Origin of the sequence: Dactylosporangium vinaceum (assembly GCF_019904175.1) — a bacterium.
Lineage (GTDB): Bacteria > Actinomycetota > Actinomycetes > Mycobacteriales > Micromonosporaceae > Dactylosporangium > Dactylosporangium vinaceum.
In genome coordinates this window covers 298,345-310,892 of sequence record NZ_CP061913.1, presented here as the reverse complement: position 1 = coordinate 310,892, position 12,548 = coordinate 298,345, and the positions used below count along the sequence as shown (strand labels likewise).

At 69.9% G+C, this 12,548-nt stretch carries 18 protein-coding genes; 15 read left to right on the top strand and 3 right to left on the bottom strand.

Translation table 11 applies throughout. The annotated features are described in order from the left end of the window. Positions 1-83 precede the first annotated feature (83 nt). The 13 genes from Dvina_RS01530 to Dvina_RS01470 all read left to right on the top strand — a co-directional run bounded on the left by Dvina_RS01530 (position 84) and on the right by Dvina_RS01470 (position 10,214). A complete protein-coding gene (locus Dvina_RS01530) occupies positions 84-1,556 on the top strand; it encodes a recombinase family protein (RefSeq protein ID WP_223100588.1) in 1,473 nt (490 codons plus the stop codon). Positions 1,557-1,770: 214 nt separating this feature from the next. Continuing rightward, the gene (locus Dvina_RS01525) at positions 1,771-1,956 is read left to right on the top strand and encodes a hypothetical protein (RefSeq protein ID WP_223100587.1); all 186 of its coding nucleotides are present in this window, start codon (positions 1,771-1,773) and stop codon (positions 1,954-1,956) included. Between the two features lie 443 nt (positions 1,957-2,399). Next, positions 2,400-2,552 carry a hypothetical protein gene (locus tag Dvina_RS01520; RefSeq protein WP_223100586.1) on the top strand — a complete coding sequence of 51 codons (153 nt, stop codon included), beginning with the start codon at positions 2,400-2,402 and terminating at the stop codon, positions 2,550-2,552. Between the two features lie 92 nt (positions 2,553-2,644). Then, positions 2,645-3,814: a hypothetical protein gene (locus Dvina_RS01515; RefSeq protein ID WP_223100585.1), complete on the top strand. Its 1,170-nt coding sequence runs from the start codon at positions 2,645-2,647 to the stop codon at positions 3,812-3,814. Beyond that, complete coding sequence (locus Dvina_RS01510; RefSeq protein WP_223100584.1) at positions 3,811-4,074, top strand: WhiB family transcriptional regulator; 264 nt, start codon at positions 3,811-3,813, stop codon at positions 4,072-4,074. Before Dvina_RS01515 ends, Dvina_RS01510 begins: the two co-directional genes overlap by 4 nt. Next, complete coding sequence (locus tag Dvina_RS01505) at positions 4,071-4,538, top strand: helix-turn-helix domain-containing protein (protein ID WP_223100583.1); 468 nt, start codon at positions 4,071-4,073, stop codon at positions 4,536-4,538. The genes Dvina_RS01510 and Dvina_RS01505 overlap by 4 nt, the downstream gene beginning before the upstream one ends. Before the next feature lie 114 nt (positions 4,539-4,652). Next, complete coding sequence (locus Dvina_RS01500; RefSeq protein WP_223100582.1) at positions 4,653-5,066, top strand: helix-turn-helix domain-containing protein; 414 nt, start codon at positions 4,653-4,655, stop codon at positions 5,064-5,066. 14 nt (positions 5,067-5,080) lie between these two features. Beyond that, a complete protein-coding gene (locus tag Dvina_RS01495; protein WP_223100581.1) occupies positions 5,081-5,461 on the top strand; it encodes a hypothetical protein in 381 nt (126 codons plus the stop codon). A gap of 3 nt (positions 5,462-5,464) precedes the next feature. After that, the gene (locus Dvina_RS01490) at positions 5,465-6,193 is read left to right on the top strand and encodes a hypothetical protein (RefSeq protein ID WP_223100580.1); all 729 of its coding nucleotides are present in this window, start codon (positions 5,465-5,467) and stop codon (positions 6,191-6,193) included. Then, the gene (locus tag Dvina_RS01485; protein ID WP_223100579.1) at positions 6,190-6,687 is read left to right on the top strand and encodes a hypothetical protein; all 498 of its coding nucleotides are present in this window, start codon (positions 6,190-6,192) and stop codon (positions 6,685-6,687) included. Before Dvina_RS01490 ends, Dvina_RS01485 begins: the two co-directional genes overlap by 4 nt. A gap of 6 nt (positions 6,688-6,693) precedes the next feature. Continuing rightward, positions 6,694-9,246 carry a LamG domain-containing protein gene (locus Dvina_RS01480; protein ID WP_223100578.1) on the top strand — a complete coding sequence of 851 codons (2,553 nt, stop codon included), beginning with the start codon at positions 6,694-6,696 and terminating at the stop codon, positions 9,244-9,246. Positions 9,247-9,261: 15 nt separating this feature from the next. After that, positions 9,262-9,681 (top strand): hypothetical protein, encoded by a 420-nt coding sequence (locus tag Dvina_RS01475; protein ID WP_223100577.1) that lies wholly within the window; start codon positions 9,262-9,264, stop codon positions 9,679-9,681. Positions 9,682-9,740: 59 nt separating this feature from the next. Beyond that, the gene (locus Dvina_RS01470; RefSeq protein WP_223100576.1) at positions 9,741-10,214 is read left to right on the top strand and encodes a hypothetical protein; all 474 of its coding nucleotides are present in this window, start codon (positions 9,741-9,743) and stop codon (positions 10,212-10,214) included. A gap of 143 nt (positions 10,215-10,357) precedes the next feature. Here the strand turns inward: Dvina_RS01470 and Dvina_RS01465 are convergent, their stop codons facing one another. Next, positions 10,358-10,591 (bottom strand): hypothetical protein, encoded by a 234-nt coding sequence (locus Dvina_RS01465; RefSeq protein ID WP_223100575.1) that lies wholly within the window; start codon positions 10,589-10,591, stop codon positions 10,358-10,360. Between the two features lie 201 nt (positions 10,592-10,792). Here Dvina_RS01465 and Dvina_RS01460 point away from each other — a divergent pair, with 201 nt between their 5' ends. Further along, positions 10,793-11,044, top strand: a complete 252-nt coding sequence (locus tag Dvina_RS01460; protein WP_223100574.1) for a helix-turn-helix domain-containing protein — start codon at positions 10,793-10,795, stop codon at positions 11,042-11,044. 121 nt (positions 11,045-11,165) lie between these two features. Continuing rightward, complete coding sequence (locus tag Dvina_RS01455) at positions 11,166-11,750, top strand: hypothetical protein (RefSeq protein ID WP_223100573.1); 585 nt, start codon at positions 11,166-11,168, stop codon at positions 11,748-11,750. Between the two features lie 10 nt (positions 11,751-11,760). Here Dvina_RS01455 and Dvina_RS01450 read toward each other — a convergent pair whose 3' ends face one another. Together Dvina_RS01450 and Dvina_RS01445 are read right to left on the bottom strand one after the other, a co-directional pair. Then, positions 11,761-11,919: a hypothetical protein gene (locus Dvina_RS01450; protein ID WP_223100572.1), complete on the bottom strand. Its 159-nt coding sequence runs from the start codon at positions 11,917-11,919 to the stop codon at positions 11,761-11,763. Between the two features lie 100 nt (positions 11,920-12,019). Next, positions 12,020-12,259, bottom strand: coding sequence for a hypothetical protein (locus Dvina_RS01445; protein ID WP_223100571.1), 240 nt, complete (start codon positions 12,257-12,259; stop codon positions 12,020-12,022). Positions 12,260-12,548 lie beyond the last annotated feature (289 nt).

The following is a 12,548-nucleotide window of genomic DNA, read 5'->3' as shown; positions in this document are numbered from 1 at the left end:
TTCGGGTGCTCAGCGGCGGCCGACCGTCAGCACTGGTTTGGTGACCTCGGTCAAAAGTTTTTACCGGTGCTATCTTGTCGTCCATGACGGTAACGGTCGACCTGTACCTGCGCAAGTCATCGAAGGACGAGCGCCGGTCGGTCACCCGGCAGCAACGGGACCTCACCGAGAGCGCGGCCGAAGAGGGGTACGCGGTCGGGCGCACGTTCGTTGATCCCGATCTTTCGGCGTCGCCGTTCGCGACCAAAGATCGTCCGGACTACGCGGCGCTCATCGAGTACATCCGCTCCGGTGGCTGCGAGATGCTCGGGCTCTGGGAGGGCTCGCGAGGCTCCCGCGAGCTCGAAGAATGGGCTGCATTCCTCAAGCTGTGCGCGAAGCATCGAGTGTCGATCTGGATCCAGGCCAACGACCGTGTCTATCGACCCTGGCGCACTGCCGACTGGCGCGAGCTGGCCAACCTCGGTGTGGACGCAGAGGCCGAGTCCCGCCAGCTCTCGGACCGCGTGCTCGTTGGCAAGCGCGACGCAGCCCGCAACGGCACGCCGGCCGGGCGCCTGCAGTACGGCTTCACGCGTGTCTACGACGAGAAGGGCAAGTTCGTCGAGCAGCGCGCCCACCCGGAGCAGGGGCCGATCGTCGCCGAGATGGTCGATCGCCTGCACGCCGGCGAGCAGCTAGCCACGATCGCCCGCGACCTCAACAGGCGTGGGGTGACCATGCCCGGCGGCGCGCCCTGGCACGGCCGGTTCATCCGACAGACCGTACTAAGGCCGGCTTATGCGGGTATCCGCGTGGATCGAGGCGAGGAGGTGGGCCCGGCGAGCTGGAAACCGATCGTGGACGTCGCGAAATGGCGTGCCGTTCGCGCCCTCCTCACCCGGCCCGAACGCCGGGTGACCTCCCGCGGGCCGACGCTGACGCACTGGCTGACCGGCGCAGTCGCCTGCGGGACCTGCCGTACGGAGCGTCTCCGGGCCCGGACGGGCGGCACGAAGCGCCCCAGGGCCACCTACCAGTGCGAGAAGTGCGGCATGGTCGTCGCCGCTGGCACGCTGGAAGCGGTCATTGAAGAGGCTCTGCTCGGCCGCCTCCAGCAGGACGATGCGCTTGACGCGCTCCGCTCACAAGGCGACGGCGAAGAACTGCGCACGGCAGACGAAGAGGTGCGCGTGCTGCGTGAGCGCCTCGACGCTCACTACGCCGAGGCCGCCGCGGGCGACCTGTCCGCCCGCGGCCTGTCGGCGGTGGAGGGTCGCCTGCTGCCACAGATCGAGGCGGCCGAGAGGCGCGCTCGGGTCCTCGCTGTGCCGTCAGAGCTTGAGGGCGAAGAACCGGCCGACATCGTGAAGGGCTGGCCGGGCTATTCGCCGCAGCGCAAGCGTGTCGTTGTGCGAGTACTCGCCGAGCTCGTCGTCACTCGCGCAGCTCGCCGGGGGCCGGTTTTCGACATTGCGCGGCTCGCAGACTCGCGCTGGGTCGGCGACCCGATGACATGGGGCGAACATTGGGCAGCAGCGTCCATAGTGGATATTCAAAGTATCCCAACGTTGTGATAACCGTTGCTGCGTAAGGAGGGCAGCGCTTGAACAGCTAGATTTGCTTAGCTAGAGTCTGATGCGCGCGCCGGGTGGCTGGAAGGCCCGGCAATCAGCAGCTCGCAGCGCCGGCGCTTGTCGCCGGTCCCGCCTGCCCACCGGGTAGTGATTGGGGCAACGGTACCGCCGACCAGCTGGCGAAGCCCGTGAACATCGAGATCGAGGGATCTTCATGTCCACGAGCAAGCCTGGGCTGTCTGCCGTCCGCGCTGACGTCGCCCGCAAACGCTGGAGTCTCGACAGCCGCACCCGCGAGGCGATCCGCGTGCTCGTCGAGCAGGCGCCACCACTGACCGTCGAGCAGCGCGAGCAGTTGCGCGCCGTCCTCGCCCGCCCCGCCGCGAAGGTGGGCGCGTAGACCATGAGCAACGAAAAAGGCCCCGTTGCGAGCGGGGCCCCCCGAATCATCACTGCAGCCGCTGATCAGGGTACCGCCGAGCGGCCGCCCTGCGCGACCTCCGCCGCCGTGTGCGGCCTTGTCGAGCTCGCCTGCCCGGGCGCCGAGGCGTGCCGTACCGCCGCCATTGCGCAGCCGACCGGCCGCGCCGTCGAGCAGCACAAGCCGCGCCGCAGCATCCCCGCCAATGCTCGGCCGCGAGAGGTCGTGCTGCGGGCAGCGGCGTCCCGTTGGACACCGCAGGCGCGCCGCGATGAGGCAGTGCGCGTGCTGCTGGCTCGTGGTGCCGAGCTCACCCCCGGGCAGCGGGCCGACCTGCTCGCGCTCCTGTGCTCGGCCGGCAACCGATGACGCCACCGAGCTCGGGGCGCACCCCTCGCTGCCCGACGCCGGGATGCGAGCCGGTGCTCATCCACGCCAACCGCAGGCAGCGCCGGCAGGGCGGCGGCGCGACGACCGTCGCGCATTCCGATCACTGCGTACTGGGTGGCGAGCGTGCGCCGTGGGGCTTGATCGGCACCTACCGCAGCCCATTCAAGGCCGGGGGCGCGCCGTGAGCGACAGCAGGCCACCCTTGCCGGCGGCGCGGTACCGGCACGCCTCCCGGGCGATCATCCGGTGCGAGTCCCGCAAGGTCAGCCACAACGCCATGACCGTGCTCACGGTCATGGCGACCTGGGCCAGCGCCATCGACGCCGAGCCGGTGTGCTTCAAGGAGCAGGAGTCGATCGCCCGTCGGGCGAAGCTCAGCCCGCGGTCCGTCCGCAACGCGCTCACCGAGCTGGAGAGCGCCGGATTGATCAAACGGCTCGGCATCGTCGGTGGGCACGCCACCAAGCGCGGCACCGTCAGGTGGGGGCTGACCTTGCTGTGGGGCGACGACCCCTTAACGGCACCAGATGCCGATAAGCAAGCGGCACCACGTGCCGATAAGGACGACACCCCGGCACCACGTGCCGATAAGGAAGCGGCACGTGGTGCCGATAAGGAAGCGGCACCACGTGCCGATAACTCAAATCAGAGTCAGAGCGACCATAAGGGAGCCTCTGACGACGATGGATCGGACGCTCACGCTCCCGACCCCTCCGCTGACGCTGCGGGGCGGTCGCCCGCGTCCGGGACGAGTGCAAGTGCGCCTTCCTCCCCCCATGAACACACCGAGACGATCGTCGAAGAGGTCGCACGGCGGCTGGGAGGGATGCCCACCGACCAGGCGCAGCGATGGATCGATGCACGGTTGGCCGGCCGCGACGTCAAGAACCCGAAGGCTTACCTGCGCAAGAGCCTTGACCGGCTGGAAGAGGAAGGCGCGAAGACCGCTGCGGCGGCGGTGAAGACGCAGAGTGCGCCGCAGCCCGTCAGGAAGGCCGCTGAGCGTCGTACAGCCGCCGCCCCTGCACCCGGGCCGGATGGCTGGTTCCGCTGCGGCAACGACGGGTGCAGCGGCAAGTACAAGACCACCGACAAGCGCCGCCCAGATCTCTGCGCGATGTGCCGGAAGCGTTGCGGACAGTGCGGCGGCAAGGACTTCATGAAGCATGGCAACGCCGTCCGTCACTACGCGTGCCACGCAGACGGCTGCCTCGACGCCTACAAACGCCGGACGGAACGGCCTAAGGTCGGCGCCCGCGTTCGGGTGCACGTAGTCGAGCCGAGCGGCAATCGCGCCCCATACGAGTTCGGCGGCATTGGCTGGCGAAACCGAGCCGGTCACATCGATGAGGTTCGTGTCGCCGAAATCCAGGTTGGCGACAAGATCCGCATTGGCTCCGGCGAGAACCAACGGTGGGTCGAGGTTACGGGGGTTGAGCCGCAGTGAAGATCTTCAGACCGATCACCGGCGAGCTCGGCAACCGGCTCGCCGCAGGAGACTGGCGCCTGCTGGCCGCCTGCCGCGGCGCCGACGTCGAGCTGTTCTTTGACCGTCGCCGCCTCGCCGAGGCGCGAGCCTTCTGCGTGCGCTGCTCGGTCCGCGCGGCGTGCGACGAGGCCGGCCAAGGCGAGGAGGGCACGTGGGGCGGCGTCTTCCGCATCTGGAAGCGGCGCGGCGGCGCTGAGCCGAAGGCCGCGGCGTCGTGAGCAGGCGACTCGACACTCAACGGCGAACAGATACCCCAAGGGGGTATACGCCTGACTATTGGCGCCGGATCTCCCGGGCGGTCTACGACGCCGCCGGCAGGGTCGTTGCCTACGAGGAGGCAGGCGTAGGGCTCGACGCACCGTGGCGGCGCCCGCCGCTCGGGCCGCCGCTGCTCGGCCGGCGCAGCTCGGCCGGAGGGCGCGGCAACCGGGCCAGCGCAAACGGCGGCGCCCACGCCGATCGCGCCAGGCTCGCCGCGTATGCCGTTGAGCTGCGCTTGGCGGGCGCGACCTATCGGCAGATCGCCGACGCGGTAGGGCGGTCGGTGAGCGTGGTCCATCGCTGGCTCGGGCGGATGCCCCGTGTGGGCGGCGTCGGCGGCATCGGCGCCGAGGTTGGGCGCCATGCCGCCGACATAGGCACCTACCTCGAAGAAGTAGACAAAAGGGGCGAAGCGTCATGACGCTCCGTGAGATCGCCATGCACCGTCACCGAGGCTCAGTCAATGTCCGTTATGCCCCGGAAATCGGTGCTGATAAATAGCTATTATGTCAAGTTCGACGGGGGTCGATGAGTTATGGCAATCGATGTGCCTGGCGCAGCCATCCTGCTGACTGCCCAGGATTGCGCGCTGATCGACCGGGCGTTGCGGCTCGGGCTGACTCAGCTCGCGGCCCGCAACGGCGGCGGCTCAGCTGGCGTCGAGCAGGTCGCCGCCGCCGTTCTGCGTGCTGCGGCCGATTGGCGCGCACAGCATTTGCGCAGCTCGGGATCCACCGGCGCGCAGGCGAGCGCAGCCGATGCCGCCCCGCCCGCAGAGTTGACCGCGCAGGACGCCGCGGCGCACCTCGGCTGCACGGTCTCCACCGTCCGCCGGATGGCCGAAGACGGCAGGCTGAGCGCCCGCCGGACGCCTGCAGGCACGTGGGCCATCGACTCGGCCAGCGTCGCCGTTCTCGCCCAGCAGCGGGCCGCACAGCGGGCCGCGTGACCCGAGGAGTCACAGTGCCGCTCATCGTCCGCCCCGAGTCGCCGGGCGGGAACGCCATGACGATCTATCAGGACCAGCCGCAGGGCGCCGGTGCCGTAGCCGGCGCGCTCGACGGCGTCGTTCCGTCGGTGCTCATCATCCAGACCAGCCAGGGCATCGCCGGGGCGCTCACACGCGCCGGGCTGGTGGCGATGGTGGCCGCTGCCGCGTCGTACGTGGCCGGTCTGAGCGCGGGCAACGCCGACATCATCGCGAACACGCTTCCCGGCGGTCTGGCTCTGTCGATCAGCCGCACCAAGTGCGTGCTGCCGGTGGCGCCCGGTCAGGCCGCCACCCTCGCGACCGCTGTCGCCGCTGTCCTGAACGTCGGCGCCAACGTCACCTCGGCGGGCTGAGTCATGACGAACACGAAGACGACGCAGGCCCCAACGGCGGCCGAGCGCCGCGACCAGCTCGCCGCCCAGCTCGCCACTCTCGCCGACCGCCGCGCCGCCCTAGCGGCCGAGCTCGTCGAGACGAACACCCTGTGGCGGGCCGCGCTCGACGCCGGCCAGGCAGGCGAGGCGCAGGCGCAGCGCCGCCGCGAGCTGGAGAACGCGCTCGCCGACATCCACTCGGCTGCCGAGCAGCTCGCCGAGTGGCACGGCGAGGCTGTCGCGCAGATCGAGCGGGACCGCCAGCTCGCCGAGCTCGACCGCGCCGTCGCCGCTCTCGCCGCCGACCGGCGCCGCGCCGAAAACCTCGCGCAGCTGCTCGGCGACAAGATCGGTGAGGCGCTGGAGATCGCGCAGGCAGCGTTCACCGAGATCATGGGCGTCCGCGCCGAGGCCGCCGCTGTCGCCGAGCGCGTCACGCACGCCCCGGCGTCGATCCAGAATCAGCGGTACGCGCTCGGGATCGCCGAGGCAACCGCCAGCGCAACCGGCGGCGCCTGGATCGGTGGCCGCTTCGTCGCCGATCCGCCCCAGGCCGCGCAGGTCGCCGTGATCATGCCGGGCCTTGGTGTCTCGACGCCGAACGCGCCCGTGACGGCGCTGCACCGCCTCGTCGGCGCGATCACCAGCGGCCAGCCGGCGGCGGCCATCGCCGAGGCGTTCGGCGCCGCGCTCGGGGAGTGTGTGGCATGACGAACCTTCCCGCAGAGTTCGTGGGCAAGGTGAGCCGGCTCGCACCGGCCACCCGGCAGCACCTTGACGGGCTCGGCCCGGTCGAGCTGCTGGCCCGCCTGCTCTACGTCGAGCACCTGGAGAAGACCGCCGCCACGCTCACCGACGCATCCACGTTCCGCGGGTACAGCGAGCTCGCCTCCCGCGTGCTGGCCGCCCCGCCGCGGGCCGAGGTCGCCCGCCGAGTGAGCGAGCTGCGCAAGACCGCCCTGGCTATGCCGGCCACGACGATGCGCACCAGCGCGAACGGCGCTGCGGCGGCATTGGAGCGCGACAACCCGACCGTGCCCGAGGAGTACTTCGAGCGCGCCCGAGTGCGCATCGCCGCTGAGAACGCGAGGCCACGGCCCGCCGTCGCTCCGGCCCGCACCCGGACGGGCGCCCGTCCGGCCGGCAAGGCGACCGGCGCGCAGCCCACCGACATGATCTTCAAGCAGGGCCGGGCCGGGAGGTAAGCCGCCGTGCCCGATCTGCATCTGCCGGACGTCTTCGTCGGCGTGGCGTGGAATGCCGAGCCCTTCGACTCGGCCGCCACGCCGACCTGGACCGACCTTGCCGCTCGCGCCATCTCGATCGGCAGCGCGAGCCGGGGGCGGCAATACGAGCTTGATCAGAACCAGACCGGTGCGATGTCGGTCGACTGGCTCAACATCGACGAGGCGCTGAACCCTGGCAACGGCGGCTCGCCGTACTCGCCGAACGTGCAGCCGTATCGGCAGATCATGCCCCGCGTGATGTGGCCGAACGGCGGCACCGGCAATCTGATCAACGCCGCGTACAACATCCAGAACGGCGTGGGCACCGACCCGAGCTTCGAGAGCTACTCGGCCGGCGCCCCTCCGGCATGGGTGCTGTACAGCGGCACCGGCGTGCAGGCGAGCGCGGCGATCACGACGACCAACCCGCAGCAGGGCACGAAGTCACTGACGTACAACGTCGTCAACGGCGGCGGTATCTCGGGCGTCGGCGTCACCGTTCCGTGCATCCCCGGCCGGCAGTACACGTCGACCCTGTACGTGCGCCAGACCGGGGCCAACACGACGCAGATCTTCATCAACGGCGGCGCCGGCGGCACGAGCACTACGACGACGGGCGCATACGTGCGGCTCACCGTGACGTGGACCGCGACGCAGCCCACGCATCAACTCTGGGTCGCCTCGTTCACGACGTCGATCAATTCGACGGTCAACGTCGACGCGCTGCAGCACGAGCCCGGCGGCTCGGCGAGCGCCTTCACGACGACCGGCCCCCTGATCCGCAACGTGTGGACGCGCGGCTACGTCGAGCGCTGGCCGACCGCGTGGGAGGACAACGGCTTCCGGGGCGTCAGCTCCACGCCCGCGGTCGGCCCGTTCTTCATCCTCAGCAATGCCGATCTCTGGACCGAAGCTCGCAACGCCATCCTGGTCAAGGCGCCGACGTACTACTGGCCGCTGCAGGAGCCGAAGGGTGCGACGCGCTACGCCGAGGCGAGCGGCAACAACGGCCCGGCCCTGCTGCCCTACGCTCCGAAGACTGGGGCGGGGGCGGGCATCACCGCGGGGGTGAATTCGGCCATCCTCGGCGACTCGGGCGGCACCGGCGTGCAGTTCACCGCGGACGGCGCTCACGGTGCGTTCTCGGCGCTGCAGACGTCCACGGTGCTCGCGATCGGCCAGACCGGGGCGCTGTCGCTCTCGCCGCTGCCGCCGTCGCCGCCGGCCGCGTGGGCGGCGACGTGGGCGTGCTGGGCGTACTGGCCCGCCACCCCGTCCGACTACATGATCATCATGTGGAGCAACGCGAAGTACAACCTGTGGAACCCTATGGTGCTCACGCAGCTGGCCGGGACGGGCCGCTTGGAGCTCAAGCTGCAGGGCAGCACGGGCAGCGCGGCATTCGCGACGAGCGCCAGCGCACCGGCCGCGGGCGTATGGCATCACCTTGCGTGCGTCGCCAGCCAGGATGCGACGAACACGAACCTCGCGCTCTACATCGACGGCGTGCTTGCGCAGGCGACCACGACAGCCACGTCCACGGTCGGACTGGCGAGTGGTCTCCCGGCTGATCAGTTCTTCATCGGCGGCGCGATCGCCTACATGGGCCACTACCTCACCGAGGCGTGGACAGGCGTAGTCGCGCACGCCGCCATCTGGTACCGCGCACTCTCGGCCGGCGAGGTTGCCGACCTTGCTACCGCCGGGCTCACGGCGTACGCCAATGAGCTGAGCGGCGCTCGGATCACGCGGTACCTGAGCTACGCCGGGTACACCGGGCCCACCTCGATCCAGCCGGGCGCATCGGCCATGGCCGCGAGCACCCTGACCAAAGGCACCGCTGCTCTGACCGCGTGTCAGAGCGTCGCCGACAGCGAGTTCGGCAACCTCTTCGAGAGCGCGGACGGCATCGCGTTCGCCTCACGCTTCGACCGGTCGCTGAAGACGACGGCGGTGTACACCTTCGGCGAGAACACCGCCGCGGGTGAATACCCATACCAGGGTGACGTCGCGTACGACTTCGACCCGTCGAGGGTCTTCAACATGGCCGACATCACGCGCTCGGGCGGGATCATCGCGCACGCCGAGCCGGCGGACGGTGGGCTGTCCCGGAAGCGCTTCGGGCCGAAGCCGTTCACGCGCACGATCAACATCGCCTCGGACAACGAGACCGTTGACGCCGCGACGTGGGTGGTGCTCAACGGTGCGACGGCACGCCAGCGGCTCGCCTCGATCACCTTCGACGCCGCGGCCACCCGCGTGCCGTTCGGCGACGGGACCCTGTGGCCGATGGTGCTCACGATCGAGATCGGCACGCGGGTGACGGTCAAGCGCCGGCCGAAGGCCGCCAACGGCGGCGCCGGGATCACGATGTCCGGCGATTTCTTCGTGGAGCAGGTCACGCACCACGACATCAACTTCGAGCGGGGCACGTGGCTGGTCACGCTGCTGCTCTCGCCCGCCAGCGGCGCGCAGCCCTGGATCTTGCAGGACGCGACATATGGGGCGCTCGGCACCACGTCGGTGCTCGGCTTCTGAGGGGAGGGAAGCGCGATGCGCGAGGAACACACGCGGCTCGTCCCGCACGAGCCGCACGAGGTCGAGTGGGCCCGTCAGCGGCCCGCGCAGCACCGTACGAAGCTGCCCGCGGTCGGCGATGAGGTGCTGTACCGCCACCACGATTGGGGCCTGGTCGTCCCGGCCGAGGTGCTGTGGCTGCAGCCGTTCGACGATCTCGACGACCCGAACCTATGGACCGTGCAGCGCGACCCTCTCGGCCAGCCGCTGACGCTCGACGGCCGGCCGGTGCTGCAGCAGCGCCTCGACCCGTGGCCACTGCTGCGCCTGAAGGTCGAGCACCTCGGCCCCGTGCTGTCCCGCGAGGCGCGCCTACGCGGCGCCGCCGGCTGGCTGCCGCTGGACTGGCAGCGCCGCTACCGCCCCATGCCCAACTTCACCGCGATCGGAGCCTGACCGTGATCATCCCGGCATACCGGACTTGGACCGCGGGGGAGATCGTCACGGCGGCATTCATGAACACGAATGTGCGCGATGCCGGAAATTTCTTCCTCAGCGTGCCGGTCTTCGAGGGTCGGCAGACCGCTGTCCAGTCGATTCCGAACAACACCAACACCAACGTCACCTTCGACACCGAGGACGTCGACAACGACAACGGCCACTCGACATCGACGAACACTGACCGCTACACGCCGCAAACGGCCGGCCGCTTCCAGATCTCAGGCGGCGTGGGGTTCACCGGCAACGCGACCGGCCGCCGCGGTGCGTTCGTGTGTCGCAACGGCGGCGCGATCACCGGCGCGCTGACACTGTTCAACTCCGGCAACGCGCTGACGACGGCCTACCCGGCGAAGACCATCACCGAGACGGCCAACGGCTCGACCGACTACTTCACGATCCAAGCCTTTCAGGACAGCGGCGGCGCATTGAACACCGACACCACGGGCTTCCAGAGCTCGTTCTCGGTGCGGTGGGTCGGCACGGTGTAGCCGCCCGCTGGCCGACTCCCGCCACGACGCCACGGACCACCCACCCACGACGCTGACCGCGCCCAGGGCCACCATCAGCGGCGTCGGGTCGGCCAGCACTAGCGCGGTCCACGCGAGGGCGAGCGCGGTCATGGGGCGCATGGTCATCGCCCGGCGGCGCGGCGGATCTGCTCGGCCGCCTGGCCCGCCGCCATGGCGAGATCGTCGAGCGCCATCGCGGCCGCGCTCGGGTCGCCGATCTCCGGCGTGATCTCGACGCTCTGCTCACCGTCCGACAGATGCAACAGCCAGACCCCCTCGATCAGCACCGGCGCGGCCTGCAGATTCTGCGCAGACAGGGTCAGAGCCTCGTCGGCCTCGATCTCGGTGTCGCTCACGCCCGTGTCCTCTCTGCCGATGTGGGGACGGGTAGCGCCCGCGGCCCGCAGCCAGGGCGGACGCCGCCCGTCAGTACCCCAACGTAGGCCAGGACTGCCACATGAGCAAGTAGTCATGTGGATGCATGCCTTTGGTGCAATGTGGTTGCACAAGATCCCAACGACGTGGCAGCACCGTGCGGATACCTAGGCTCCCGAGATGTGGCCACCCTCGACGAGCTGATCAGGGCGTTCCGGCGCGCCGAGAACGCCGTCCCGGTCGCCGAGCGTGCCGCTGAAGCGAAGGTCAGAGCCGCCCGTGAGGCGCGCACCGCTGCCCGTCTGGCCCTGGCAGAGGGCATCGTCACCGCCTGGCACGAGGGAACCTCGCAGGCCGAGATCGCGCGTCAGACCGGCTACTCGCGGGAGCAGGTGCGCCGCATCCTGCGCGCCGCGGGCGTCGAGCCCGGATAGCCGGGGAGCCGTAGCCGGAAACCGGCGTCGATCGGATCGTTTCGCCGATCCAGACAGGCGGCGGTAACGACCGGGACGACGGAGCGTGATCTTCCCGCCGTCGATGCCAGAATCCGGGGCCATGAGCGATCCCCAGTCCGGACAATTCGGCCAGCAGCCCTACGCCCACCCGCCGGGCAACGCACCGTGGCCGCCGCCGGTCATGCCGCCGCCCCAGGTCGGCCCGAGCCGGCGGAAACGGCGGCGGGGCGCCGGGCTCTGGATAGGCGTCGGCGTGGCCGTCCTGCTGGTCCTGGCCGGGGGCGCCGTGGTTGCCGGTGGCGTGACGGGCAAGGGCCCGGCCGCCTCGGTCTTCAAGGACTCCGGCGTGGCTGCCTGCGAGCAGATCCGCGACTCGGCCGCGGCGTCGAAGGCGTCGCCCGAGCCGTCACCGAAAGCCACGAAGTCCGCCGCCGAGTCGCTCAAGGCGTACCAGGCGTTCCGCAAGCAGTTCGCCGACTCCCGCTACGACGACCTGCGCACAGCCGGCACTGAGGTACTCGATCTGATCTTCCAGCTCTCGGACTCCGGCAAGGACAGCACGAGCGATGGGGACGCCGGGCTCGCCTTCGTCGCCGCCGGACAGCTCGTGCAGAAGTGGGCCACCCTCGCGGGAGCCTGTGGCAACCACGGCGTGACGATCCCGAAGCTCACCGAGCTGCACTGAGAGGCGAGCTCTACCGCCAGCGAATCGGGAAGGCGCCGAGCTTCGCCTCGTGTACCGGCTCGCCCTGCTCGACGTGCTTCGCGATCTTGGTGCAGCGCACCTCGACGTCGCCGGTCGCGGTGGTTGTGGTCTTCGTGGCGCTGCAGGTGAACACATCTTCGCTGGTCATGGCCGTGATCATAATCGTACAGGTGTACGAACGGTCTAGGGTTCGCGGAACCCTGGCACGGCGGGCCGCCGGTGCGCTATGCCTGCGGCCCGCCGACGCGCTATCTCCGCACGTGCCGGACGAGCTTCGTCGTCGCCGCGAGCACCCCGGCGAACGCCCCGAGAGCGCCGACGGTCAGCCTTGGCGACCCGCCGGCCGCCAGCTCGACGACGATCACGACGACGACGGCCAGCACGCACAGGACGATCACGGCGATCAGTGCGGACGTCAGCGGGTCACTGGCCGGGGGTTTCGGCGCAGGCTTGCGCTGGGGACCCCGGTCCCCTTGTACTGTGGGCATTGCGTTGGCGCTCCTCGTTGGTTTTAGCGGCTTGCAGGGGGCACTTGCGCACGCGGGTCGTCGGGTCTTCACCCCGGCGGCCCGCTTGACTTATCCCCTGGTACTTCGGGATGCGTCATCACGCATGCGGGCTCCGCGCTTGGAATCCATGCAACCATAGGCGCGTCCCGCTCCGGCACTGAGCAATGTGCATTCGGGCCGGAGGGATGAGAGGTCTGCTACACGCGGTGTGACTGAAGATTACTCTTCGTGTAACTTTTTTCGCTTCGGCCGCCTCGGGGAGTCATGC

Bases quoted from the DNA above. Each gene is read 5' to 3' on its own strand.
- Dvina_RS01450 (WP_223100572.1), bottom strand. From the start codon at position 11,919: ATGACCAGCGAAGATGTGTTCACCTGCAGCGCCACGAAGACCACAACC.
- Dvina_RS01470 (WP_223100576.1), top strand. From the start codon at position 9,741: ATGAACACGAATGTGCGCGATGCCGGAAATTTCTTCCTCAGCGTGCCG.
- Dvina_RS01475 (WP_223100577.1), top strand. From the start codon at position 9,262: ATGCGCGAGGAACACACGCGGCTCGTCCCGCACGAGCCGCACGAGGTC.
- Dvina_RS01525 (WP_223100587.1), top strand. From the start codon at position 1,771: ATGTCCACGAGCAAGCCTGGGCTGTCTGCCGTCCGCGCTGACGTCGCC.
- Dvina_RS01530 (WP_223100588.1), top strand. From the start codon at position 84: ATGACGGTAACGGTCGACCTGTACCTGCGCAAGTCATCGAAGGACGAG.
- Dvina_RS01445 (WP_223100571.1), bottom strand. From the start codon at position 12,259: ATGCCCACAGTACAAGGGGACCGGGGTCCCCAGCGCAAGCCTGCGCCG.
- Dvina_RS01455 (WP_223100573.1), top strand. From the start codon at position 11,166: ATGAGCGATCCCCAGTCCGGACAATTCGGCCAGCAGCCCTACGCCCAC.
- Dvina_RS01515 (WP_223100585.1), top strand. From the start codon at position 2,645: ATGACCGTGCTCACGGTCATGGCGACCTGGGCCAGCGCCATCGACGCC.
- Dvina_RS01500 (WP_223100582.1), top strand. From the start codon at position 4,653: ATGGCAATCGATGTGCCTGGCGCAGCCATCCTGCTGACTGCCCAGGAT.
- Dvina_RS01485 (WP_223100579.1), top strand. From the start codon at position 6,190: ATGACGAACCTTCCCGCAGAGTTCGTGGGCAAGGTGAGCCGGCTCGCA.
- Dvina_RS01490 (WP_223100580.1), top strand. From the start codon at position 5,465: ATGACGAACACGAAGACGACGCAGGCCCCAACGGCGGCCGAGCGCCGC.